The 24069-nt window shown below is 41.3% G+C and carries 22 protein-coding genes and 1 pseudogene; 9 read left to right on the top strand and 14 right to left on the bottom strand.

Annotation, left to right across the window (positions count from 1 at the left end):
- Window positions 1–54: 54 nt before the first annotated feature.
- Entirely contained in the window at window positions 55–486 is a 432-nt protein-coding gene (gene ndk / locus HMPREF2573_RS07735) for a nucleoside-diphosphate kinase (protein WP_003658352.1), read from the bottom strand.
- Window positions 487–729: 243 nt separating this feature from the next.
- On the opposite strand from ndk, the gene ychF reads away from it, so the two are divergent.
- The 6 genes from ychF (at window position 730) to HMPREF2573_RS07765 (ending at window position 8049) form a co-directional block, all read left to right on the top strand.
- Complete coding sequence (gene ychF / locus HMPREF2573_RS07740; protein ID WP_003658353.1) at window positions 730–1821, top strand: redox-regulated ATPase YchF; 1092 nt, start codon at window positions 730–732, stop codon at window positions 1819–1821.
- 175 nt (window positions 1822–1996) lie between these two features.
- Window positions 1997–2470, top strand: a complete 474-nt coding sequence (locus HMPREF2573_RS07745) for a hypothetical protein (protein ID WP_004462867.1) — start codon at window positions 1997–1999, stop codon at window positions 2468–2470.
- 218 nt (window positions 2471–2688) lie between these two features.
- Window positions 2689–3405 carry a TetR family transcriptional regulator gene (locus HMPREF2573_RS07750; RefSeq protein WP_003663547.1) on the top strand — a complete coding sequence of 239 codons (717 nt, stop codon included), beginning with the start codon at window positions 2689–2691 and terminating at the stop codon, window positions 3403–3405.
- Between the two features lie 54 nt (window positions 3406–3459).
- Window positions 3460–4470, top strand: a complete 1011-nt coding sequence (locus tag HMPREF2573_RS07755) for an exodeoxyribonuclease III (RefSeq protein ID WP_003662356.1) — start codon at window positions 3460–3462, stop codon at window positions 4468–4470.
- 401 nt (window positions 4471–4871) lie between these two features.
- Window positions 4872–6626 carry an L-lactate permease gene (locus HMPREF2573_RS07760; RefSeq protein WP_003671100.1) on the top strand — a complete coding sequence of 585 codons (1755 nt, stop codon included), beginning with the start codon at window positions 4872–4874 and terminating at the stop codon, window positions 6624–6626.
- A 214-nt stretch (window positions 6627–6840) separates the two neighbouring features.
- Entirely contained in the window at window positions 6841–8049 is a 1209-nt protein-coding gene (locus HMPREF2573_RS07765) for an alpha-hydroxy acid oxidase (protein ID WP_003658363.1), read from the top strand.
- 204 nt (window positions 8050–8253) lie between these two features.
- Here HMPREF2573_RS07765 and HMPREF2573_RS07770 read toward each other — a convergent pair whose 3' ends face one another.
- From HMPREF2573_RS07770 to rsmG, 8 genes are all read right to left on the bottom strand, one after another.
- The gene (locus HMPREF2573_RS07770; RefSeq protein ID WP_003656804.1) at window positions 8254–9225 is read right to left on the bottom strand and encodes a DNA polymerase III subunit; all 972 of its coding nucleotides are present in this window, start codon (window positions 9223–9225) and stop codon (window positions 8254–8256) included.
- Window positions 9222–9803, bottom strand: coding sequence for a histidine phosphatase family protein (locus tag HMPREF2573_RS07775; protein WP_003656802.1), 582 nt, complete (start codon window positions 9801–9803; stop codon window positions 9222–9224). Before HMPREF2573_RS07775 ends, HMPREF2573_RS07770 begins: the two co-directional genes overlap by 4 nt.
- Window positions 9804–9811: 8 nt before the next feature.
- Window positions 9812–10573, bottom strand: coding sequence for a 3-deoxy-manno-octulosonate cytidylyltransferase (gene kdsB, locus HMPREF2573_RS07780; RefSeq protein ID WP_003656801.1), 762 nt, complete (start codon window positions 10571–10573; stop codon window positions 9812–9814).
- A 110-nt stretch (window positions 10574–10683) separates the two neighbouring features.
- Window positions 10684–11721, bottom strand: coding sequence for a tetraacyldisaccharide 4'-kinase (gene lpxK, locus HMPREF2573_RS07785; RefSeq protein WP_042510540.1), 1038 nt, complete (start codon window positions 11719–11721; stop codon window positions 10684–10686).
- 33 nt (window positions 11722–11754) lie between these two features.
- Complete coding sequence (locus HMPREF2573_RS07790) at window positions 11755–12795, bottom strand: ParB/RepB/Spo0J family partition protein (RefSeq protein ID WP_042510314.1); 1041 nt, start codon at window positions 12793–12795, stop codon at window positions 11755–11757.
- A 69-nt stretch (window positions 12796–12864) separates the two neighbouring features.
- Window positions 12865–13146, bottom strand: coding sequence for a hypothetical protein (locus HMPREF2573_RS07795; RefSeq protein WP_003668450.1), 282 nt, complete (start codon window positions 13144–13146; stop codon window positions 12865–12867).
- A gap of 6 nt (window positions 13147–13152) precedes the next feature.
- Window positions 13153–13938 (bottom strand): ParA family protein, encoded by a 786-nt coding sequence (locus HMPREF2573_RS07800; RefSeq protein WP_003656793.1) that lies wholly within the window; start codon window positions 13936–13938, stop codon window positions 13153–13155.
- Window positions 13939–13984: 46 nt separating this feature from the next.
- Window positions 13985–14662: a 16S rRNA (guanine(527)-N(7))-methyltransferase RsmG gene (gene rsmG, locus HMPREF2573_RS07805; protein WP_042510313.1), complete on the bottom strand. Its 678-nt coding sequence runs from the start codon at window positions 14660–14662 to the stop codon at window positions 13985–13987.
- 206 nt (window positions 14663–14868) lie between these two features.
- On the opposite strand from rsmG, the gene HMPREF2573_RS07810 reads away from it, so the two are divergent.
- The 3 genes from HMPREF2573_RS07810 to HMPREF2573_RS07820 all read left to right on the top strand — a co-directional run bounded on the left by HMPREF2573_RS07810 (window position 14869) and on the right by HMPREF2573_RS07820 (window position 18991).
- Window positions 14869–17250, top strand: a complete 2382-nt coding sequence (locus HMPREF2573_RS07810) for an ATP-binding protein (protein ID WP_003656788.1) — start codon at window positions 14869–14871, stop codon at window positions 17248–17250.
- 92 nt (window positions 17251–17342) lie between these two features.
- Complete coding sequence (gene nth / locus HMPREF2573_RS07815) at window positions 17343–17996, top strand: endonuclease III (RefSeq protein WP_003656786.1); 654 nt, start codon at window positions 17343–17345, stop codon at window positions 17994–17996.
- 425 nt (window positions 17997–18421) lie between these two features.
- On the top strand, window positions 18422–18991 hold the full coding sequence (locus tag HMPREF2573_RS07820) for a biliverdin-producing heme oxygenase (protein WP_003669749.1): 570 nt from the start codon (window positions 18422–18424) through the stop codon (window positions 18989–18991).
- Window positions 18992–19118: 127 nt separating this feature from the next.
- On the opposite strand, the gene HMPREF2573_RS09635 is transcribed toward HMPREF2573_RS07820, so the two are convergent.
- The 5 genes and pseudogenes from HMPREF2573_RS09635 to HMPREF2573_RS07845 form a co-directional block, all read right to left on the bottom strand.
- Window positions 19119–19742: a fumarylacetoacetate hydrolase family protein gene (locus tag HMPREF2573_RS09635; RefSeq protein WP_036378739.1), complete on the bottom strand. Its 624-nt coding sequence runs from the start codon at window positions 19740–19742 to the stop codon at window positions 19119–19121.
- Window positions 19743–19913: 171 nt separating this feature from the next.
- The gene (locus HMPREF2573_RS09760; RefSeq protein WP_239663983.1) at window positions 19914–20072 is read right to left on the bottom strand and encodes a hypothetical protein; all 159 of its coding nucleotides are present in this window, start codon (window positions 20070–20072) and stop codon (window positions 19914–19916) included.
- Between the two features lie 3 nt (window positions 20073–20075).
- Window positions 20076–20605 (bottom strand): annotated as a pseudogene (locus HMPREF2573_RS09640) (VOC family protein); the annotation flags it as partial.
- A 519-nt stretch (window positions 20606–21124) separates the two neighbouring features.
- A complete protein-coding gene (locus HMPREF2573_RS07840; protein ID WP_003656780.1) occupies window positions 21125–22414 on the bottom strand; it encodes an adenylosuccinate synthase in 1290 nt (429 codons plus the stop codon).
- A gap of 55 nt (window positions 22415–22469) precedes the next feature.
- Window positions 22470–23762, bottom strand: coding sequence for an ATP phosphoribosyltransferase regulatory subunit (locus HMPREF2573_RS07845; RefSeq protein WP_070473101.1), 1293 nt, complete (start codon window positions 23760–23762; stop codon window positions 22470–22472).
- Window positions 23763–24069: the final 307 nt, after the last annotated feature.

A 24069-nucleotide genomic window follows, 5' to 3' on the forward strand; every position in this document is an offset into this window, starting at 1 on the left:
AAAAAACAGCCATCATATGACGGCTGTTTCATAAGTGCTTGGACGCCTGAGCGATTAGCGAGTGCGTGGATAAACTTCGTCATCACCAAAGAAGTAAGCGATTTCTCGTTCGGCAGATGCCACAGAATCAGAGCCGTGTGCTGCATTTTCATCGATGCTGACAGCAAAATCTGCACGAATAGTACCTTGTGCCGCTTCTTGTGGATTGGTTGCACCCAAGATTTCACGGTGGGCTAAAACAGCGTTTTCACCTTCAAGCACTGACACAACGACAGGACCTGATGTCATAAAAGATACCAAGTCACCAAAGAAGCCACGCTCTTTGTGTTCAGCATAAAAACCTTCCGCATCAGCTTGAGATAGATGCTTATATTTCATGGCAACTGGCTTAAGCCCTGCTTTTTCAAAACGAGCGATGATATCACCGATATGGTTTTTGCCAACTGCATCTGGCTTGATGATAGATAAAGTGCGTTCGATAGCCATAGTTTTTCCTTATGCTAGGTTAAGTGACAGTAAAATCGTGATTGATTATAACAATTTTTCCAACAACTTGCATCTTTTTAAATCAGTTTATGGTGAAATTTTTACCGCTGGCTTATGAACTTATCAAATCATTCTAAATAAGTTGTCTGACGGTTTTAGCTTACAAATTCGTCTTTTTTGATACCTTAATTTGATAAATTTTGGTATAATGACAAAATTTCACACAACATACGAGAATTTATTATGGGTTTTAATTGTGGTATTGTCGGCTTACCAAATGTTGGTAAATCCACCTTATTTAATGCACTCACCAAAGCAGGTATCGCTGCTGAGAATTTTCCGTTTTGTACCAAAGACCCAAATACTGGCATTGTCCCTGTCCCAGACCCACGCTTAAAAGCACTGGCAGCTATTGTCAATCCTGAACGCACCATTCCAACCAGTATGGAGTTTGTAGATATTGCAGGTCTTGTGGCAGGCGCTTCTAAAGGCGAGGGTATGGGCAACCAATTTTTAGCCAATATCCGTGAAACTGACGCCATCGCCCATGTGGTACGCTGTTTTGATGATGACAATGTTATCCATGTTGATGGGCGGGTCAATCCGTTATCTGATATTGAAACCATCAATACAGAGCTTGCTTTAGCGGATTTGGAGGCGGTCACTCGTGCCATTACAAACCTAAATAAAAAAGCCAAAGGCGGTGATAAAGATGCTCAAGCTGCTCTAGGGGTCTTCCAAAAAATTGAACCTTTACTTGCTGATGGCAAGCCTGCGCGGTTGGCGGACTTAGATGCCGATGAAAAAAAGCTGATTAAAAGCTATGGTCTTATCACCTTAAAACCCGTCATGTATATTGCGAATGTGGCAGAAGATGGATTTGACAATAATCCACATTTAGATGCGGTGCGTGAATTTGCTAACAATGAAAATGCCATCGTGGTTGCCTTATGTAATCAAATTGAAGCTGAAATCGCCCAGCTTGATGAAGAAGAAAAAGCAGAGTTTTTGGAGGGCATGGGCATGAGTGAAGCAGGTCTTGACCGTGTCATTCGTGCAGGCTATGAATTATTAAACCTACAAACTTACTTTACTGCAGGCGTCAAAGAGGTGCGTGCTTGGACAGTACCTGTCGGAGCAACCGCTCCAGAAGCTGCTGGCGTGATTCATACTGACTTTGAGCGTGGCTTTATTCGTGCTGAAGTTATCGGCTATGATGATTTTATTGAATACGGCGGTGAAAAAGGTGCCGCTGCCGCTGGTAAGTCTCGTTTAGAAGGCAAAACCTATATTGTTCAAGATGGCGATGTGATGCATTTTAGATTTAATGTATAATCAATATGTCAAATTGTGTCAGCCAAGTTATGCTTGGCTGATTTTATTAATGGGTGGCATTAAGTCCCTCAATATCTCATAAAAATTTTGACTTGATTTGAAATTGTTGGTTGGTTTTGCTATATTATCATGGTCAATATTTTTAATGATACTCATTTCGTTTTAAAGGATAACTATGAACCAAAAATTACTTTTAGCTTCTGTGGTGGCAGCTTTGACTTTGACCGCTTGTAGCAAGCCTGCCGATGAGTCCAGCCAAGCAAATCCCTCAGCTGAGCAAGTTGCCAATCCTGCCACACCAGATAGTACAGCAGAGCATGCAACCATGCAAGAAGAGCATACTCACGCACATGAGCATCATGATGACCATGCAGGTCATATGCACATCCACGCTGATGGCGATGCGTATCAATGTGGCGATCAGACAGTTCATATTGTCGTTCATAATCATGAAGGTGAAATTGAAGCTCACCTAAATCATGATGGCATTGAGTATGATTTTAATCAAGATCCCAGTAATAAAAATCAATACACCAGCAATCATGGATTTGCTGATAACCAAAAAACCATACTCACCATTGATGGTAACAAGGCTGTCGTAACTGGTGATACCAATCAAGTGTTGCTTGACTGCGTCAAAGCCAGTTAATCGGCCATTTTAATACTTAATATAAATCATTTTAAATCACTCACTGCTTTAAATGAGTGATTTTTATTTATGATCTTAAAATCATCACCATAATACATATTAAAAGCATTGATTTTAAAAATTTCAGCAAGCTTTTTTGAATGACTTGCAACTGGCAAGGTTTTTATCCATAATATACAGTTATTCACTCAACCTTTAAGTTTATCACTGGACGAACTATGAGCATCGCAAGAACAACCAACCGTGAACAAAAAAAGCGTCAAACTCGCCAAGCATTTTTTAATGCCGTGCTTGATTTATGTATGAGCGGTCAAGGTTATAGCTCAGTTAGCTTACGTCAGGTAACACGAGAGGTTGGTGTTGTGCCAACCGCCTTTTATCGCCATTTTGATGACATGGAAAGTCTTGGTAAAGCATTGGTTGAAGATGAACTTGGTGGTGCACTTGCCACGCTCAGAGAGCATATGCAACTTGGGCGTAAACGCAGTTTTGACCGCCAAATTGCCAAAAGTGTTCAGCTCTTTTTTAAGGCAGTCGATGCCCAGCCTCGCTATTGGCAATTTATCGCCAGTGAACGGTTTGGTGGCTCAGAAGCGGTTCGCCGTGCCATCAATGAACAAATCAATACCTTTGCCAAAATTATGAGTGCTGATTTGGTATTACAGCCTGCTTTTGAGCATATCAATAGCTATGACCGTTATTTATTAGCAGAAACGGGTGTGAATTTGTCTTTTTCATGGATTATTGAGTGGCTGGATTTGACGCATATGCCGATTTTTTTGGATGAAGAAGAACGATTATCAACTTGTGAGCTGGACACCAAAAAACAGCAAATGTTGCACCGCTGTACACGCCAAATGCAAATGGTGCTGTATGGTGCTTATAACTGGAAATCCAGCGAAGAAACTTTATTGGATGAACCTGCCAATATATAACACCCCACTTAGGTGGGTATCTTGTCCTTATTAATCCTGATATTAAGTACGACTATGACCCAAAAAGTTCGCAATACGCCAAAATCTATTCTCAATAATAGCCAGACTAGGTCTCAAATCAATCCAAAAGAAGATACATTAGGTACTATCTTGCCCAAACAAGCTGCCACTTTGACCACCAAAAGTATGCAAAAAACACCCAAATCTCAGGTTGTCGCTGTTAAGCCAAATGACATTGTACCATCCAAGTCAATCTATCAAACTGCCAATCAAGTGCTTCGTGTCGTTTCTATTAATGTCAATGGCTTGCGTGCGGCTGAAAAAAAAGGATTCTTTGAGTGGCTGGCTGTCAGCAATGCCGATGTGGTCTGTATCCAAGAATCACGCATCACTCATGAACAATGGACGGATAAATTTCGCCCAAAGGGCTGGCATACGCATCTATTTGCTGCCCAAAAAGCAGGCTATGCAGGAGTTGCTATTTATAGCCGCCTACCTTTTGTGTCGGTGGTAGATGGCTTGGGTTTTGATCTTGCCGACAGTCAGGGGCGATTTATCTGCGCACAGTTTGATTTATCCGCCCAAGGCATCGACCATCCAGTGTATATTGCTTCTTTATACCTACCTTCTGGCTCATCAGGCGAAGAAGCTCAAGCCAGAAAAGATCTTTTTTTAGAAAAATACCGCCACATTCTTAAACAGTGGCGAGATGAGAATAAATCACTCATCGTCTGTGGTGATTATAATATTGTGCATAAACGCATTGACATCAAAAACTGGTCGGGTAATCAAAAAGCATCTGGCTGCCTGCCCCATGAACGGGCGTGGCTTGACCATATTTATGACGAACTTGGCTATGTTGATACATTCAGAGTGGTTCGTAAGGATGCTGATATTTATTCCTGGTGGTCAAATCGTGGTCAAGCCCGTGCCAAAAATGTGGGGTGGCGTATCGATTATCACGCCTGCTCACCTGATTGGAAAAAACGCACCTTGAACGCTTGGGTCTATAAAGATTCTTGGTTTAGCGACCATGCACCTGTTATTATTGATTATCAATTATAAAGTTATTTAGGGTGCTATGACTGCTATTTTACGCTCTAAATGACATCGTATTCATGCTCACATCGCCAAATCCCAAGATAGCAAAATACGATAAAAAATATCCATACCCTACCCCCAATCAAAAAGCAGATTATCTTTATTGTAGATTTTAAGTCATTAATTTTTGGCATTGAATTTTTAAAATTGAACAATTATTATTTTCATTTAAAATTGTAGCCATTATGTAAAATTTTAGGTAAAATATAACATATTTTTTGTTTTTATCTGTAAATAAAAAATTCATAACATAGATAACCCAAGCCTAAATCTTGATTGGTTTACCTTTCTTCTTAGACAGACGCTTAAGCCATTTTTGGCATACGGCTGCTGTTGGCTTAAAATTATGCAAACAAGGAGTGAGCATGCTTACCTTTTTGGCGATAGTGCCGATTATTATTGTCTTTTTATTATTGGTGGTGATGCGACTACCCGCTAAATATGCCATGAGCTTGGCGTACCTTGCAACGGCTGCTTTGTCATATTTTGTTTGGCAAACCAGCGGTAACCAAGTTGCTGCTGCAACCATCCATGGCGTACTGACTGCGGTGAATGTTTTATTCATCGTTTTTTCTGCCATTTTGATTTTAAATACCTTAAAATACAGCGGTGCAATTAATGCCATTCGTCAAGGCTTTATGGATATCTCTGCAGACCGCCGAGTTCAAATGATTATCGTGGCATGGCTATTTGGCTGTTTAATCGAAGGCTCAACAGGCTGGGGTACGCCTTCGGCGGTGGCAGCACCGCTCCTGCTTGCGTTGGGGTTTCCTGCGATGGCGTGTGTGATGGCAGTTTTAATCATTCAGTCCACACCTGTATCTTATGGTGCCGTTGGTACGCCACTTTTGATTGGTGTCAATTCAGGTCTTGAAAATAAAGACGACCTTGCTCAAGCACTGGCAAATATTGGTATGGATTTACCTGCCTATATTTTCAATATCTCAGGCAATGTGGGCATGATTCATGGTATGGTCGGATTTTTAATTCCGTTAATATTGTGCGGATTTTTGACACTATTTTTTGGTCAAAAACGCTCATTTACCGAAGGTCTAAAAGTGGCGCCCTTTGCGATTTTTGCAGGCTTGGCGTTTACCATTCCTTATGCCTTGACCGCTAAGTTTATCGGCCCTGAGCTGCCATCTATTGTGGGAGCGGTCGTTGGTTTATCCTTGGTTATTCCTGCTGCCAAGCGTGGGTTTTTAACCCCAAAACAAACCTTTGACTTTGGTCCACGAGAAAGCTGGGAGAAAGAATGGGTCAGTGAATTTACCATCACCGATTCAACCAGCGATGTCGCCCCAAAATTTTCGGTCATACGTGCGTTTTCACCCTATCTACTCATCATTACCATTTTAATCATCACACGGACGATTGCACCATTAAAGGCATGGCTCACCAGTGATGCGGTTTCTATCGTTTTTGCCAACATTTTGGGCACAAATATCACCAATAAAACCCAGTTGCTTTATTCTCCTGGTGGCGTGCTTTTATTGGTGTCAATTTTGTGTATTTTTATTTTTGGCATGAAAGGCAATATGGTCAAAAAAAGCTGGTCAGAGTCAGGCAAAACCATGCTCGCTGCTGCACCTGCGTTACTATTTTCGGTGCCGATGGTGCAGGTATTTATCAATTCAGGCACATCGCCAGATGCTGCTGTACAGATTCTTGCCATGCCAAAAGTATTGGCCACCTCAGCAGCACAAGCATTTGAGGGCATGTGGCCTTTGGTTTCACCTTGGATTGGCAGTCTTGGCGCGTTTATTGCTGGCTCTAACACGGTTTCTAACATGATGTTTTCGCATTTTCAATGGGGGACAGCAACCCAAATCGGCTTAGGTGTTATGGATGCCGCTAAAGTTGTTTCCTTGCAAGCGGTGGGCGGTGCAGCGGGCAATATGATATCGGTTCATAATGTTGTTGCGGCATGTGCTGTTGTTGGTTTGGTCAATCGTGAAGGTTATGTCATTCGTAAAACTTTAATTGCCATGTCCTATTATGTGATTCAAGCAGGTTTAATTGGTATGGCGATTATATTTAACCCAACTTATTGGGTGGGTGCTGTCATCTGGCCAATATTGTTCTTATTTATCATGAGCAAGGTGGGTAATAAAGCCTAGCATGCCCCCAAAGACAACATTTTACCACTCATTAAACTAACCCAATCTTAAGGTTGGGTTATTTATGCCATCTAAGCCAAAAATAAGCATTTGATTTTAGTTTTTACTTGCCGATTTAAGATAAAACCAAGTAAAATACCCATTGATGGCTAAAAATTACCCAAAAACATGATATCAACGATTAAATACTCAAAAAATTAAGCGAGAAATTACCATGGCTGATTTAAGTAAAATTACCGAAATTGAAGATTTGCGTCGTATCGCTGAGCGTAAAGTACCACGAATGTTCTATGATTATGTGGATTCAGGTTCATGGACACAAACCACTTACCGTAATAATGAAACGGACTTTGATCGCATTAAGTTGCGTCAGCGTGTCCTTGTTGATATGGATAATCGATCGCTTGCCACACAAATGATTGGTCAAGATGTCAGTATGCCTGTGGCAATCGCACCGACTGGATTTACTGGCATGATGTGGGCAGATGGAGAGATTCATGCAGCGCGTGCCGCTGAGAAATTTGGTATTCCATTTTCACTATCTACCATGTCGATTTGCTCGATCGAAGATGTTGCCGAAAATACCACCAAACCATTTTGGTTTCAGCTGTATGTCATGCGTGATAAAGAATTTATGGAAAATCTAATCAAGCGTGCCAAGGCTGCAAATTGTTCAGCACTGATTTTAACGGCGGATTTACAAGTCTTAGGTCAGCGTCATAAAGACATTAAAAATGGACTATCAGCACCCCCAAAACCGACACTAAAAAATATCTTAAACTTAATGACCAAGCCTGAATGGTGCTACAATATGCTTGGCACAAAACGCCATACTTTCAGAAATATCGCAGGTCATGCCAAAAATGTGTCTGATCTATCCAGTTTATCAGCTTGGACAGCAGAGCAATTTGACCCTGGTCTTAGCTGGGATGATGTGGCACGCATTAAAGATATGTGGGGCGGTCCTTTGATTTTAAAGGGCATTATGGAACCTGAAGATGCCATCATGGCAGCACGCTTTGGTGCTGATGCGATGGTAATTTCAAACCATGGGGGTCGTCAGCTTGATGGTGCGCCAAGCTCTATTGCTTCTTTGACTGACTGCGTACAGGCATCTCAAGCTGAAAATTCTAACTGTGAAGTTTGGCTAGATAGTGGTATTCGCTCGGGTCAAGATGTACTAAAAGCCATCGCCTTGGGGGCAAAAGGTACGATGATTGGGCGTTCATTTTTGTACGGCTTGGGTGCTTATGGTGAAGATGGTGTGCGTCGTGCGCTGGAGATTATCTATAAAGAATGTGATGTCACGATGGCATTTTGTGGTCATACCAATATCAGTACGGTAAATTCTGATATTTTGGTTAAGGGTACTTATGAGCATCTCAAAGCCAATCAGCCACACATTACGCCAATTCGCTGGTAAAATTCAATAAAAAGTAAGTTTACTAAGCTAATAAAACCTACCAAGAATTAGTATCAAAAAAGGCTTTGGCTCATAGATTATTAGCCAAAGCCTTTTTTATTCTATCATAACACTACGATCAAATTTTCAATCATTCACCGACAAGTATTTTAAAATTTAGATCGCCAATCATCGACCCATAACTTGTATTAATGGTGGTGATTGTCATTTTGCCATCTCAATTAAAATGCGGTCAAAGCCCAAAGTCTCTTGCACATTTTGGGCGTAAGCTGTCTGCGTATCATCAATACAGCTTAGTAATGATTCAAGTTTTGAAGAGTCAAGCTGAACTTGAGCCAACAACGCTACCACATCTATATCTTGATGTAAGCTTGGTATCCCCAAGAACACACGCCATAAATCCATTAACATGACTCTTGATAGCGTGATAAATTCAGCCAAAGTTAAGGTTTTTTGCCAGTAACTACTAGCGGCACTGGCGGTACGCTTGGATAATTGTAGAGCGGTGTAGGTTTTTAACCAAAGTGTACGCTGATCAAACCATTTGGCAGAAGATAAGCTCTTAGCCTGCAAGACCGCCCCATCGCTGATATCTAATAAAAGCTTTGATAGCTCAGGTGACATAAATTCACTCAGATAATCAATCGCCTCTACTTTATCTATATAAGATAAAGGCATTGTCTGTACACGGCTTTTGATGGTGGGTAAAAGCCTAGAAGGATGGTCGGTAATGAGTATCAAAAATACCCCATCTCGAGGCTCTTCAAGCGTCTTTAAAAATGCGTTGGCAGCACCCAGTGTCAGTGTATCTGCCCCATCAAGCACAATGACTTTTACCCCATGCCCTTTGGTTTGACTGTATTCTTGGAGCAAACGAATATCATCAATTTTGATGCTATCACCCTGCGGTAGCACCAATAAATCAGGATGCGTTCCAGCACGCAACCATTGACAGCTCTGACAGTGACCACACGCACCATATTGGTTTTTTTCCAAACACAGTAAATACGCCACAAATCGCCAAACAAACTCACGCTTACCGATGCCTTTTTGACCTGCAGCAAGTAAGCCATGTGGCATACGCTGCTCAATGAATTGACCTGTCAGCTGCTGCCAAGCCTGTCTTTGCCAAGGAAGTAATGGAGCAAAGTAGGGTAACTGTTCTTGCTCGTTCATGGCGTATCGTCCATGTGGATTTCATGGCTAATTTCGTGGTAGCGTTTTAGCATAATACCGTCAAATTCAAATGCCATTATCCACGGAAATTTGTGCTTATTGGCATTAAAATCCTGATAACCAAAATCCGCCTGATAATACTTAATGATGGTAGATAATGCCGTACCGTGCGTGCCGATGACAATCGTCTGATTGGGATAATTTATCAAAATTTCATGCAACATAGCAATGTTTCGTTGCTGGACACGGTGCAAACTTTCACCATTTTTTAGATGAAATCCAAAATCTTGCCACTGCTTTTGGCTAAATTCATCAAAATTATCCACCCAAGTGCCAATCCGCCTTTCACAAAGCTTCTCTTTTAGATGAATGTTTTTTTTGCGACTGTTGGCAAGCGGATAAATCGTATCCACCGCCCGTTTGTAAGGGCTTGAAAAAAACACATCAATATCAATACCCCTAAACACATCAAGCAACCGCTCGCTTTGGGCAATGCCTTTTGGGGTCAAGTCTCGGCTAAACTCATCACGATTGGCATAATTGGGTTCAGCATGGCGAATAAAATAAACTGTGGTCATCGCCACTCCTAAAACTTTAAAAACTCATCCATAGGCATAGCATTTAGTCTGTCCAAATCCTCTTGTGTGTCCACCCCAGCTGGCAGTGCAACTTGTGCGATATCAATGGCGATACGCTCACCATTTTCAAGTACCCGAAGCTGCTCTAGACTTTCTAATTTTTCAAGCACCCCTTGAGTCCAGTTTGTGAACTGCTTAAGCATACGCACACGATACGCATATAAACCTAAGTGACGAAATGCATGATTAGGCATATCCAACAAGCCATCACGGTCATAAGGAATTGGTGCACGACTAAAATATAAGGCATGCTTTGCCTGATTCATCACCACTTTGACCACTGAGGGGCGAAAAAATTCTTCTTGGTTGTAGATTGGCTCACATAAAGTTGCCATCGCACAATCTGGATTATCAATCAACAGCTGCGTCACTTGCTCAAGTAGCACCGTTGGTACCAAAGGTTCATCACCTTGCATATTGACAATAATATCATCATCATCAAAGCCCAAATCCGTTGCAACTTGAGCCAACCTATCCGTTCCAGATGGGTGAGTGCTGTCAGTCATGACGACATGTATGCCTACATCGGCGCAAGTCTGATAGACTCTATCGTCATCGGTGGCCACACAGACGGTGTCTACAAAACTTGCTTTTAAGGCTTTTTTTGCTGTCCATAGAATCATCGGTTGATCGTGCAAAAGCAATAAAGGCTTGCCTGGTAGACGGGTGGATTGATAACGAGCTGGAATAATCAGATGAATTTTTTGCATAGTTATCCTTAAAAATTGAATTGGTGTATTTTTATGCTTATCCTACCAGATAAAGATACAGGCATTGTTAGATAGAATTTTCAAGCTAAATACCCAACAACTCCAATCATTTAATTTAATTGATACTTAACAATTAAATGATTAATCTGCTCAATAATGCCATCAGATAATACCATCTCCACAGGCAGCACCCAAATATGATTAAAAATATCATGGGTAGTTTGTGTCGCCAAATGACGCAATTTTACCGCATCTTTACTGGTGACAATGATAGGATGATTGATCAAATCCACCAAATCCTCAAGTCTAAAATCATGATGATCTCCAAAAGGATGCGGAATAACCAAAAACCCCTGATCCGATAAAGTGTCAAAAAACCGCTTAGGATGCCCAATACCGCTGACCGCATGAACATATGTACCTACAGATGGCACAGGGCTTTTATGATTGCCCATCAGTGGCTCAATTTGCCCTACTTTTAGGCTCATTGCCATCGCTTTTTTAGGATATTTGGTCATATCTTTATCATGATAAAGGACCAAAGCGTCTTGTAATCGGTCAATGGGTTCTCTTAAAAAACCCTGTGGCAGAAGCTTACCATTACCAAAACCTCTGGCAACATCAACCACAATCCACTCTTCATCACGGTGCAGTGCATAATGCTGTAGCCCATCATCACTGATAATCAGTGTCGTCTCAGGAAAATTTTTTAGTAATAAATCAATGGCTTGACCACGATTTGGCGCAACTGCCATAGGTAAAAAAAATCCATCAGAATACAGACTTTGGGCAATTAAGCAAGGTTCATCACCCACTTCATTGGGCGTACTTGTTGGCGTGACCAATTTGGGCATTTGTGTGCTGTCACCACCATAACCTCGGCTGATGACAGCGACACTGATACCTTGTTTGCGTAAAATTTTAGTCAAAGCAATAATGAATGGCGTTTTGCCACTGCCACCAACAGTGATATTACCAATAACAAGAACAGGTACAGCCGCCCGATAAATTGGGCATTTACCTGAGTGATACAAAGATTTTCTAGCATGCGTAACCATACCATATAGCCCCGATAGAGGTGTTAACAGCTTTAGCCAAACTGCATTTTTTTGCCACGCCTGCGTCAATGCCAACTCAAGCTTCTTCATGACCATTGCCCTGCTAATTTTAATGTCTGATGATCAATAATCTGATATTTGGCATAGTCTATTGACCAGCTCGCCAAACTCATCATGGTCATAAAAGAAAATCTCCACACTGCCCTTGCCATCTTTGCCTTGCTTTAATTTAACCTTAGCACCCAGTGCATCCGATATCTGCTGAGAAAGTGCCAAAACTTCATGATTTGGCTGAACGATAAGCTTAGGATTGGGATCTAAAATTGATTTGACCAGCCTTTCAGCATCTCGCACTGTCATGCCGCCATCAACAATTTTTTTGGCGATAATGGGCTGTTGCTCTTGGGAGAGTGATAAAAGGGCACGAGCGTGTCCCATATCCATCACACCATCTATCATATATTGCTTGACTTGATCGTGTAGGTGATTTAATCGCATTAAATTTGAAACAGTGGTGCGTGCTTTACCAACCACGGATGCAATCATTGCATGACTCATACCAAACTCAGTATGAAATCGCTGCAGCGCTGCTGCTTGCTCTAAGACATTTAAGTCCTCACGCTGAATATTCTCAATCAACGCCAAAGCAATCGCAACCTCATCAGACAAAACCCGCTCAATGGCAGGAATGGTCTCAAGCCCCGCCAATTTTGCCGCTCGCCATCGACGCTCACCAGCGATAATCTCGTGCGTTACCGTATCGCTGGACTTATCCTCATCTGACAAAAGCAGACGAATCACGATCGGCTGCATCACGCCATGCTGTTTGATGGACAGTGATAGCTCATTGAGTGCCTCTTCGTTCATATCACGCCGTGGCTGATATTTGCCTGATTGCAGGCGATTGGTGGCGATTTGAACAAGTGCTACTTTCTCACCCATGCCAGCTTCCAAAGCTGGGTTATTGTTACCTGCTTTTTTATCTGCTTTAGCTTTATTGATTTTGGTAGTCTTGGTTGAGGCTGTAGGCTTAGTTTCGGTCTGTTCACTGGCGGCACTTGCCACCAAAGACTGGGCACCTGCGATGATTTTTTTTTCTGCTGAGATGTTGCCAAGCAGCACATCTAGCCCACGATTCATACCCAATCCACGCTTTTTAATCATGAAAATTTCCAGTCTGCAATTAATAATTCAATTAAAATTTATGATTGACGCATGCGTCAAATCAGAGTATCACGGCTCAGCCAAACCAAACTGCCAAAACAAAGCGATCTGTTTTTGTTGATATTTGGGTAAGTTATCCAAAACACTCACCGCCTTATCATCAGCACTTTGATGAGTGGTATCAGACTCAGCGGTGCTTGATACCGCTTGCGGCTTATCGTTAGGTTGATTATTATCTGCCATCACCATTTTGGCATCATCAATCACATCAACAACTTGGCGACTCACCTTTGTGCCGCTTAAGAGTGTATCCAAACCGTATTTGACCCCAAGTCTGCGTTTTTTTGCCATAGCTATCTATCCGTTTGATTTGGCTTTCGTTTGTGCAATCACTTCATTCATAAGTTTATGATAAGCGATTGCACCTTTGGATGATTTTTCATAAGTAAAAATTGATTGCCCAAAGCTGGGCGCTTCTGCCAAACGCACATTTCTTGGAATACTGGTTTGATACACCAAATCACCAAAATGGCGTTCAAGCTCACCAGAAACATCTTGTGCCAATGTGTTACGATAATCAAATAAAGTACGCACCACACCACGAATATGCAAAGATTCATTGATGGATTTTAGCTTATCAATCGTCGCAATCAAATCTGCCACACCTTCAAGCGCATAATACTCGCACTGCATCGGAATAATCACGCCATCAGTTGCCGAAAAGGCATTCACCGTAATCATACTAAGACTTGGTGCACAATCCATCACGATATAATCATACTCAAGCTTGCCTGCCATCTTGGCATCTGCCATCGCCTGCTTAAGTAAAAAAGGCGCGTCTGCCACGCCTGCAAGTGATACATCAATACCTGCCAAATCTCGGTTGGCACCAATGACATCCAAGCCAATATCGGTAGATAAGATGGCATCTTGTAAAGACACGCCATCAAGTAGCACATCTGCCATTGTATATTCTAAGGCATTTTTATCCAGACCAACACTGGTGGTGGCATTGCCTTGGGAGTCCAAATCAATCAGTAGCACCCTTTTTTTGGCAATTATCGCCAACGCTGCTGCCAAATTGACTGTTGTTGTAGTCTTGCCAACACCCCCTTTTTGATTGGCAATTGCAATTATTTCCATAATAAAACCTTAAAAGAAAACATATCCAATAAAAATGATTAAAAAATTACTGCTTTGTTAGGTAAACCACACATCGATCGTCATCTAATTTGGGTACGCAGATGGGCTCAATATCTATGTGCCAAGCTTGCAAATCTGCCATTTCTGCAGCAGTTGGCATTTTACCTTTCATGGCATACAAAACACCTGTATCCGCCAAACATGGTGTAGCAAGGCTAACAAAATCAGTCAGTGACGCAAATGCCCGTGAGGTAATCACATCGTACGCACCCGCTTTTTGGGCATGATGATGCTCAATTCTAGAAGCAATTGGCGTGATATTTTTTAAGCCAATCTCACTGCTAATCTGGCGAATAAAGCGGATTTTTTTTTGATTGCTATCAAGAGCATCAATGTGCCAATCAGGCTTTAAAATTGCCAAAATTACCGATGGCAATCCTGCACCTGTACCAATATCTAGCAAAGATTTGTTTGGTTGCGTGACAAACGGCAGCATGGGTATAATCGCCATACAATCAAAAATATGCTTCACCAAAGCCTCATCAGGGTCTGTGATAGCGGTTAGATTGTACGCTTTACCCCACAATAAAAGGCCGTCTAAATACCGTAAAATCTGCATATTTTGCACATCGGTAATCGTCAATCCAAGCGATTGGGCTGCCTCATCAATGGCAGCGGCGAAGCGTTGAAATTTATGGGAGATTTTGGAAAATTTGGGCGTCATATCATCGTTCTTAATCAATTTAACCAATCAACACAAGATTGCCAAATAAGGCAGTAAAAATAAAAGTTTACACACAGCAAAGCTATTTTATCATGCTTTAATCTGCTAAAATACCCTTTTTAACCAACCCACTGCGTTTTTTGGGCATTTCGTTCATATTTTACTATTTTGCACAAAGGATAGCAGACGAAGCTGATTTTGATTTTATGAAAGATAATGCATATCATCGTTTAAAAAACAACTACCGATTACAAGCTTGCGACTTAAAACGCTACACCGATCCCAATCATCTGCCCAAATCTAGCCGTCTGCATCTGCCCAAACCTGATATTGCATTTGGTCAAAGCCGTGCCATCAAAGCCTTAAACACCGCATTAGACATACACGCCAATGGCTATCATGTGTTTGCAGTCGGTGAAAATGGGTTGGGCAAGCGTACACTCGTCACACGCCTTTTGGCTGAGCGTGCCAAGCATATGCCAACACCGAATGATTGGGTATATGTACATCATTTTGAAGACATACGCCGACCCATTGCCATTGATTTTCCTGCTGGTATGGCAATTATTTTTCAGCAAAAAGTCCATAAACTTTGGCAAAATGCCAAAAAAAAGCTGGTCGCCAAACTGCTTGGAGATACTCACCAAAACCACATTGAACTGATAAAATCAGCCATACCCCTACAACAAAACAAACGATTTGATGCTATTAATGCTGATGCCAAACAACATAATTTGGTACTAAAGACCACAGGTGATGGGCGTGTGCATTTTGTGGCAATTGATGACAGCAAACCTATAGATACCAAAAAGCTCGCCCAGCTTCAAAAACAGCTTTTAGAGGCACAAATTGAGCTTAGTGAGCTTGAAGACAGCACGCATGAGGCACTTGATGAGCTACATCAAAGTACTGCCAAAAAAGTACTTGAACCCATGTTTAACGCTGTGATGGCAAACTTTGAGAACCACCCAAAAGCCATCCGTCATCTCATGGCGATTCAAGATGATATGGTCAAAAACATTACCCATATCATCAATGAAGATGATGACAATTTTATCGCCACCAGTTTATCACAAGTACCAAGCCGATATGTCGTCAATATCTTGGTCAGCCATCAGCCATCAGCTGGTGCGCCGATTGTATTTGAAGATTTGCCAACACATCTAAACTTACTTGGGCATATTGAATATACCACCGAGCTTGGTACTGTCTTAACAGATGTTAGCATGATTCGAGCTGGTGCATTACACAAAGCAAATGGCGGCTATCTTTTATTAGAAGCCCAAAGCCTACTTGAACATCCCTATGCATGGCAAGGTTTAAAGCGTGCTTTGCAATCAAAACAAATCAAAATCTCAAGTCTTGAACAGATGCTCACTTTGACAGGCAGCCTATCGCTTGAGCCCGATAGCGTGGCATTGGATGTCAAAGTCATCTTACTTGGTGAAGCTGATTTATATTATGAATTGCTAGAATTTGAACCTGAATTTAATTCGGTCTTTAAAGTTCGTGCCGATTTTCATGATGACATTCAACGAGATGACTGTAGTGAATATGGCATGGTATTAAAAATGGTGGATATGATTAAAAGCCATCAGTTGCCCAATTTTGATAATACCGCATTTGCTGTAATTATTGATGAATTATCCAAGCTTAGCGATGATAAAAATAAGCTGGACTTACACGCCGATCGCTTGTCAGGATTATTGGTTGAATCTGCACGAATCGCTACCCTTGAAAATAACAAAATAGTCACCGCCAAGCATGTACAAACCGCACTTGATGACATCACTGAACGAAAGGGGTATTTAAAGGATTTGTATTGGCAGGAGATTTTAAACGGTCAGCAAATTATCTGCACCAAAGGCTGGGCGGTTGGGCAAATCAACGCATTAACCATCATCAGCTATGCTGATAGTGAATTTGGGCTACCTGCACGCTTGACCGCTTTGATTCAGCCCAACTTTGGTCAAGGTGAGATTTTAGACATTGAACGAGATGTTGAGCTTGGTGGTAGCTTACACGCCAAAGGCATGCTCATCATGTCCAGTTTTCTGCGTGCCTTATTTAGCGAATTTCATGAATTAAATTTCAGTGCGTCTTTAGCATTTGAGCAAAGCTATGGGCAAATTGATGGCGATAGTGCAACCCTTGCCGAAGCGTGTGCCCTTTTATCGGCTTTAGCCAATATTCCCATTGCCCAAAATCTTGCCATCACAGGTTCAATGAATCAATTAGGGCAAGCTCAAGCGGTCGGTGGTGTGAATGCAAAAATTGCTGGATTTTTTGATGCTTGCCGTGATAAAGGGCTTGATGGCAATCAAGGGGTAATATTACCACGCGCTAATATTGCCCAACTGATGCTGCGTGATGACATCGTACAGGCTGTTAAAGATGAACAATTTCATATTTATGCCATCGACCACATTACCGACGCCCTTGCCCTTTTGTCAGGCATGCTCATTGATGATAAAAATAAGCATGGCGAGTATAAGCGTAATACATTGTTTGGCAAAATCGTCAAACGCCTTGAAAGCTGGGTACAAGATGATAAAGACGACAAAGACAACCGAACAGCTAAAAACTAAACCAGTATGCCACAAACTATAAACTATAAACTATGACAACCAAACCCAAATTAACCACGACCAAAACGGCTAACACGCCGCCCTCACGCTCCATGAATGCCAACAAGCGTTTGGTATTTTTTCAAAAACTTGCCAAGCATATCAAAGAACCTGTCACCGAACTTCACTATACTTCAGAATTTGAGCTACTGATTGCTGTCATGCTATCAGCTCAAGCCACCGATAAAAGTGTCAATATTGCCACCGATAAATTATTTAAAGTTGCCAACACCCCCAAAGCTATTTTGGATTTGGGATTAGATAACCTAAAAAGTTATATTAGCTCTATTGGACTGTATAACTCTAAAGCTGCCAATGTCATCAAAACCTGCCAAGACCTCATCACCAAACACAATGGCCAAGTACCCCGCACTCGAGATGAATTAGAAGCTTTAGCAGGCGTGGGCAGAAAGACCGCCAATGTGGTGCTAAATACCGCGTTTGGTGAGCCTGTCATGGCAGTAGATACACATATTTTTCGTGTGGGTAATCGGACAGGATTGGCCACAGGTAAAACCGTCCTTGCTGTTGAAAAAGCCTTAATGAAGCGTATTCCTGCCAAGTTTTTGGTGGATGCACATCATTATTTGATATTACATGGGCGTTATACTTGTACAGCACGCCAGCCCAAATGTGGTGCTTGTGTGGTATTTGATGAATGTATGTTCAAAGACAAAGAGCAATGGGCGTTAAAAGATTTAAGTTAGCCCAAATTCAGATTCATAATAAATTTGCTCAATGCTTATCTTTTACCAGCACTCTAATGATATTGGTTTTTTCTTTTTGATGGCTGATTAATGTTGATATTGGTTAAAACCACCAAGCTATTATCATCAAATCTTAATTAATTGTAAATATTAATTAATTGTAAATATGAATTATAAATTGATCAAAAATAAGTTGCAATTTAGCAACTGTTTGTTTTTTATTTCATAAAAATGATAATAATTATCACTTGTGTTAAGATTACTTATTTGATATCTTTTAGCCATCTTTTTAAGAGTTGGCAGTGATTTGGTGTATAACCTTACAGTTGTTGGGTTAGACTAGAAGTATCCAGTGACAGATGGGGCGTATTTAGTCGCTTAAGCCATTTTAGTCATCAACCAAAGTCATAAACTGGAGTAATGCTATGACACAACTTACTTTCGCCGAGCGTCTCAAAGAAGATACTCGCAACATACACGACAGCGTCGATGAGACGGTCATGTCAGTTAGACCTTTTGACAGTGTCGAAAATTATATTAAGTTTTTAAATCTACAATCTGTTTTTCATAAAATTGTTGACCCCATTTATAAAGACCCAGCATTGAACCAATCCATTGAAAACTTAGCATCAATGACGCGTTATGATGCCGTTTTAAATGATTTAAAAGACCTAGAACAACAGCCAAATACCTTTAAGGCAAAATTACCAGCACCAATGGGTGCCAAAGCCATTGGCTGGCTTTATTGTGCCGAAGGTTCCAATATTGGTGCAGCCTTTTTATTTAAAGACACAAAAGAAAAATTGGGTTTTGATGAGAACTTTGGTGCAAGCCATTTAGATGCGCATCCTGATGGGCGTGGTAAGCATTGGAAGGCATTTCGTGAATCTTTAAACCAGCTCAATCTTAGTAAAGATGAGCAAGATACAGCCATTCAAGGGGCAACAGAAGCCTTTGAATTTTATAAAGTGGCACTTAAGCAGATTTTTGGGTAACCAAGGGTATTATTTTAAGATGATTACTTCACCTTAAACAATACCTTAATAATCCAAGATGATAAAACCCAAGTTCATCGTTTTGAATTTGGGTTTTTATTAGACAGTTAAATGCCAAACATGATGCTTATATTGCTTTTACGGTATTTTCAATTGTGCCAAAAATACTTTCACCTGTTTCATCAAACATTTCAATCCGTACCACATCACCATCTTGCATAAACGGCGTTTGCTGTTTGCCTTCAATCGCCTCATACATACGAAGCTCTGCCAAACAACAATAGCCCACTCCACCATGCTCAACGCTCGACCCCCAAAGGCTGTCTTGCTTATTTGACACAGTGCCTGAACCAATGATAGTGCCTACTGCCAAATGACGAGTTTTGGCAGCATGGGCAATCAATTGCCCAAATCCAAAGGTCATATCCTCACCAGCATTAGGGCGGCCAAAAAGCTCACCGTTTAGATGGACTTGAATGGGTAGGTACAATTTGGCAGCTTGATTATCCCAAGCTGTTATTTCATCAGGTGTCACAGCAACTGGGCTAAATGCAGAAGCAGGCTTACTTTGAAAAAAGCCAAATCCCTTGGCAAGCTCCGATGGGATAAGATTTCTTAAAGAAACATCATTCACCAGCATCACCAATCGGATTTGTTCGGCAGCTTGTTTTGATGTGCTACCCAAACTAACTTTACCTGTAATAACCGCAACTTCCGCCTCCATGTCAATACCCCATGCCTCTGATGCCACAATGTCATCTCATGGCCCAATAAAGCCATCAGAACCGCCTTGATACATCAATGGATCATCATAAAAAGATTCGGGTACCTCTGAATTCCGTGCTTTGCGAACCAATTCAACATGATTTAAATAAGCCGAACCATCTGCCCATTGGTATGCTCTTGGTAAGGGCAAATGGCATTATGTTTGATCAAAAGGCAATCCATTACGGTTGTCATTTAAATCCTGATAGACCGCTTGTAGCTTGGGCGATACCACTTCCCAATCATCTAAAGCAGCTTGCAGCGTTGGTGCAATATCCTCAACTTTACGATATTGGCTTAAGTCACGGCTAACCACAACCAAACTGCCATCATGTACCCATTGTGCGTGTTTGGGTGCTTTTTTTGTTTGTGCCCATTCATTGAGCATATCCCATTTTACTTTATCTAAAGCACGGTTATCTGATCGGTTGCGATATCGCAGGCAAGCTCAACACGATGACCATTTGGGTCAAAAAAATAAATGCTCTTAAACAGCGTATGATTTACAGGTCCCAAAACTTCCAAGCCTGCATCAATCAGCTTTTGCTTGGTGGCGCTTAAGGTCTCTTCGCTATCAACTTTGAGTGCTAAATGTTGAGTCCATATGGGCGTATTTTCATCTCGTCCCATCGCAGGCTTGGTTGGAAGCTCAAAAAATGCTAAGATATTACCACCGCCTGCATCCAAAAAAATATGCATATATGGATCAGGTTCACCCGTTGATGGTACTTTATCCTCAGCAATTGCCAAAACAAAGCCCATATTCAGATGCTTTTGATACCATGCAACCGTTTCTTTGGCATCCTTGCAACGATATGCCACATGATGCACACCTTGAGTGATAGACATTCAACCCTCCTGTGAATGAATATTAAAAATATTATCTATAATAAGAGTATATTTAAAGCGTCGCTACCTTTGATCATCATGATTAAAAATTGATAACAATGTACAATTTTAAGTCAGTTTGATATAAAAAATGCCAAAGGCAGGCACACTTTGATCAATTTAAGACACCTTAAGAGACAATCATCATAAAAGTTATGGCTAACATGATGACCGTGCCAATTACCCTACCATTTCATCAAAAGATCAGGCTAAGATAAAGTGGGATTTTTTGGATTATTTATCGGTATTTACGATAACTTATCAAAAATAAATAAATAAATTAATTTTTTAACAATAAAAAACCCAATCATAACTGTATCAAGTCAAGATTGGGTTCGTTGATATATTTGATAATCAAATAACTAAGTCATGCCAAAAAGTTATTTTCACATAACACTGATAAGATAATTAAATAAAAGTTAATTATCAGGGTTAATACCAACTTTTATCCGATGCGATCATTGGTAAAATCACACTCACTTAAGCATCATAAGGATCACGCAACACAATGGTTTCATCACGATCAGGGCCTGTTGAGATGATATCAACAGGGCAACCGACAAGCGCCTCGATGCGTTTGATATATACTTGAGCATTGGCAGGCAGTGAATCAAAGTTGGTCACGCCAATCGTCGATTCGCTCCAACCTGGTAGGGTTTCATATTTTGGTACCACTTTTTCATAATATTCAGCATCATAAGCACCAGCACATTCACCTTCTGGTACTTCATAGCTGGTGCAAATATTAATCTCATCTAAGCCATCTAAAACATCAAGCTTAGTCAAACAAATTCCGCTCATTGAGTTTAATACAACCGCACGGCGTAAGCTGACCGCATCAAACCAACCACAGCGGCGAGCTCGGCCTGTTGTTGCACCAAATTCATGCCCAACTTTTGCTAAGTGAGCACCAACATCATCAAACAGCTCTGTTGGGAATGGTCCTGAGCCGACACGAGTGGTATAAGCTTTGGTAATACCTAACACATAGTCTAAATATAAAGGTCCTAAGCCTGTACCTGTAGATACGCCGCCTGCTGTTGTATTTGAGCTGGTAACAAATGGGTAAGTACCATGGTCAATATCAAGTAGCGTCCCTTGAGCACCCTCAAACATCAAATTTTCGCCATTTTGGCGACGGATCTCTAGTGCATCGGTCACATCAATGACCAAATCCTTAAGATCAGATGCCCATTCTTGGCACAGTTTGAGCGTGGTATCAAAATCAATGGCGTCTACCTTATAATATTCGGTAAGTGCAAAGTTATGATATTCAAGTAAGTTTTCTAGTTTTTCTGGTAAATCTGCACGGAATAAATCAGCAACTTTGAGCGCACGGCGTGAGACTTTATCTTCATAAGCAGGCCCAATACCACGACCTGTTGTGCCAATTTTGCCACTGCCTCGTTTGATTTCACGAGCTTGGTCAAGTGCGGTATGATAAGGCATGATAAGCGGACATGCAGGTGAGATTCGCAAACGCTCACGCACAGGCACACCTTTTTCGATTAAACCATTCATTTCCTTAAGTAGTGCTTCAGGAGATAAAACAACCCCGTTGCCAATGAAACAAGTGACACCCTCACGCAAAATACCTGATGGAATAAGATGCAGAACGGTTTTTTCACCGCCAACAACCAATGTATGACCTGCATTATGCCCACCTTGAAAGCGGGCGACCGCTGTGGCTTTTTCGGTCAGCAAATCCACAATTTTGCCTTTGCCTTCATCACCCCACTGACTACCCAGCACGACAACATTCTTACCCATAATGTATCCTTAAAAGTTACTCAATAAATCAATCAACAACATCAATCGGTGACATTTAGTACTCATCACCAACTAATCGCACCGCCCAAATCGGCTTATCTTGATCGGTGTCCCAATGCAAAATACCATCAATCTGGTCAGGCTTATCATCTACAGTCAAGGGCTTAATGACAATACAGCCTTCAGATTGTAAGGTTTTAATTTGTGTGGCCAAATCAGCTTTTGTGTCTGCATCAGCATTTTGTAAATCGTGATAATCCACCAAAATCACGGTATCTTCTTCAAGCTCTACAAATTCAAGCAAGCGATTAATATCCATACTAAAACCAGTTGCACCCCTTGCCACGCTGTGAGTTGAGATGCCATCAAAGCGACCGCCTCGTACCAAAGCTTGAGTCTGTGTGGTTCTATTACCCAAATAGACATTAAATACCACGCCAGTGTGATAATGATATCCTGACAATTCAGTCACATCAATACTCACACTCATACCCACCGCTCTGATATGTGCCGCCAAAGTAGCAAGCTCATTTGCCGCTTGGATGATTTGATTATCTTGGCGAGCTTTATCGGACAGCTTATTCAATAAAGCCTCGGCATTTGGCGTCCGATCACTGCTTAATGTATGCTTAGCCAATACCAAAAAATCAGTTGCATCGCTTGGGCTGTTTAAGCTGTTGCCCATATTTTGGCACCATTTGGTAAGTTCTGGCATGGCTTTTTTATGGTAAATGCCAATCAGCTCATCAGCATCTTTGTTTGAAACGCCATGCAACTGACACAAGCGATCAAAAATAGCGACATGCCCAATATCCACATGCAGCATCTGTCGGTCTAGTCCGACCTCATCTGCCAATGCGACCAGTAGATCAATCAACTCAAGCTCGGCACAGATATCATCTATCCCAAAAATCTCGGCACCCAATTGAAGCGGCGTACGCAAGCCAAACAGACCAGTCGGTAGGGTTTTGACAACCTGCCCAACATAACAGTAACGGCTGATGCCTTGACCATATTTGCTATCAATGCGTAGAATTTGTGGCGTAATATCGGCACGCAAACCCATTAAACGACCATTGAGCTGATCGATAAATTTGAAAGTTTGGCGTTTTAGGTCTTCATCGGCATTATTTAGCAGACTTTCGGTATACTCAATTAATGGCGGCGATACCAAGCGATAACCGTGTGCGGTCAGCACAAATAGCAAGGCATCACGCAGGCTTTCTTGTTTTTGAGCATCGGTAAATAGTACATCAGCCACACCATCAGGTAAAAGCCAATTTTGCTGAATGTGTTTTGTATCCATTTGGTGTTCGGTGTTAAAATTGGTGGTGCTATGCTTTGGCACAAAAAACCCCTGTCAGCAAATAAAAACAGTCAAACAAGCGTTTGACCAAAATACAGTGTCATAAAAAAATGACTTGGAAAAAAATGACTTGGGCTTATAAATAAGCTGACAGGCTTATAAATAAGCACCATAATTACAAATGAGTTATCATTGACTCATTTGTGATCACAGCAATCATTTTTTCTTGACTAGTGTACCATACCTTAGCAGGCTTGCAAGGTTAATTTGAAAAAAAATTTTATCAATCGCTCAATTGTCAATGAAGCCATCATTTAACTGATGAAAAATTGCGACAGTATTGCTATAA

Origin of the sequence: Moraxella sp. HMSC061H09 (assembly GCF_001809255.1) — a bacterium.
GTDB classification, from domain to species: Bacteria; Pseudomonadota; Gammaproteobacteria; order Pseudomonadales; family Moraxellaceae; genus Moraxella; species Moraxella catarrhalis.

Excerpts from the sequence above, each read along its gene's own strand:
- HMPREF2573_RS07790 (WP_042510314.1), bottom strand. The coding sequence starts at position 12,795 with ATGATTAAAAAGCGTGGATTGGGTATGAATCGTGGGCTAGATGTGCTG.
- HMPREF2573_RS07765 (WP_003658363.1), top strand. The coding sequence starts at position 6,841 with ATGGCTGATTTAAGTAAAATTACCGAAATTGAAGATTTGCGTCGTATC.
- ndk (WP_003658352.1), bottom strand. The coding sequence starts at position 486 with ATGGCTATCGAACGCACTTTATCTATCATCAAGCCAGATGCAGTTGGC.
- rsmG (WP_042510313.1), bottom strand. The coding sequence starts at position 14,662 with ATGACGCCCAAATTTTCCAAAATCTCCCATAAATTTCAACGCTTCGCC.
- lpxK (WP_042510540.1), bottom strand. The coding sequence starts at position 11,721 with ATGAAGAAGCTTGAGTTGGCATTGACGCAGGCGTGGCAAAAAAATGCA.
- HMPREF2573_RS07795 (WP_003668450.1), bottom strand. The coding sequence starts at position 13,146 with ATGGCAAAAAAACGCAGACTTGGGGTCAAATACGGTTTGGATACACTC.
- HMPREF2573_RS07755 (WP_003662356.1), top strand. The coding sequence starts at position 3,460 with ATGACCCAAAAAGTTCGCAATACGCCAAAATCTATTCTCAATAATAGC.
- HMPREF2573_RS07775 (WP_003656802.1), bottom strand. The coding sequence starts at position 9,803 with ATGACCACAGTTTATTTTATTCGCCATGCTGAACCCAATTATGCCAAT.
- HMPREF2573_RS07745 (WP_004462867.1), top strand. The coding sequence starts at position 1,997 with ATGAACCAAAAATTACTTTTAGCTTCTGTGGTGGCAGCTTTGACTTTG.
- HMPREF2573_RS07760 (WP_003671100.1), top strand. The coding sequence starts at position 4,872 with ATGCTTACCTTTTTGGCGATAGTGCCGATTATTATTGTCTTTTTATTA.
- kdsB (WP_003656801.1), bottom strand. The coding sequence starts at position 10,573 with ATGCAAAAAATTCATCTGATTATTCCAGCTCGTTATCAATCCACCCGT.
- HMPREF2573_RS07820 (WP_003669749.1), top strand. The coding sequence starts at position 18,422 with ATGACACAACTTACTTTCGCCGAGCGTCTCAAAGAAGATACTCGCAAC.
- HMPREF2573_RS07840 (WP_003656780.1), bottom strand. The coding sequence starts at position 22,414 with ATGGGTAAGAATGTTGTCGTGCTGGGTAGTCAGTGGGGTGATGAAGGC.
- nth (WP_003656786.1), top strand. The coding sequence starts at position 17,343 with ATGAATGCCAACAAGCGTTTGGTATTTTTTCAAAAACTTGCCAAGCAT.
- ychF (WP_003658353.1), top strand. The coding sequence starts at position 730 with ATGGGTTTTAATTGTGGTATTGTCGGCTTACCAAATGTTGGTAAATCC.
- HMPREF2573_RS07810 (WP_003656788.1), top strand. The coding sequence starts at position 14,869 with ATGAAAGATAATGCATATCATCGTTTAAAAAACAACTACCGATTACAA.
- HMPREF2573_RS07800 (WP_003656793.1), bottom strand. The coding sequence starts at position 13,938 with ATGGAAATAATTGCAATTGCCAATCAAAAAGGGGGTGTTGGCAAGACT.
- HMPREF2573_RS07770 (WP_003656804.1), bottom strand. The coding sequence starts at position 9,225 with ATGAACGAGCAAGAACAGTTACCCTACTTTGCTCCATTACTTCCTTGG.
- HMPREF2573_RS07750 (WP_003663547.1), top strand. The coding sequence starts at position 2,689 with ATGAGCATCGCAAGAACAACCAACCGTGAACAAAAAAAGCGTCAAACT.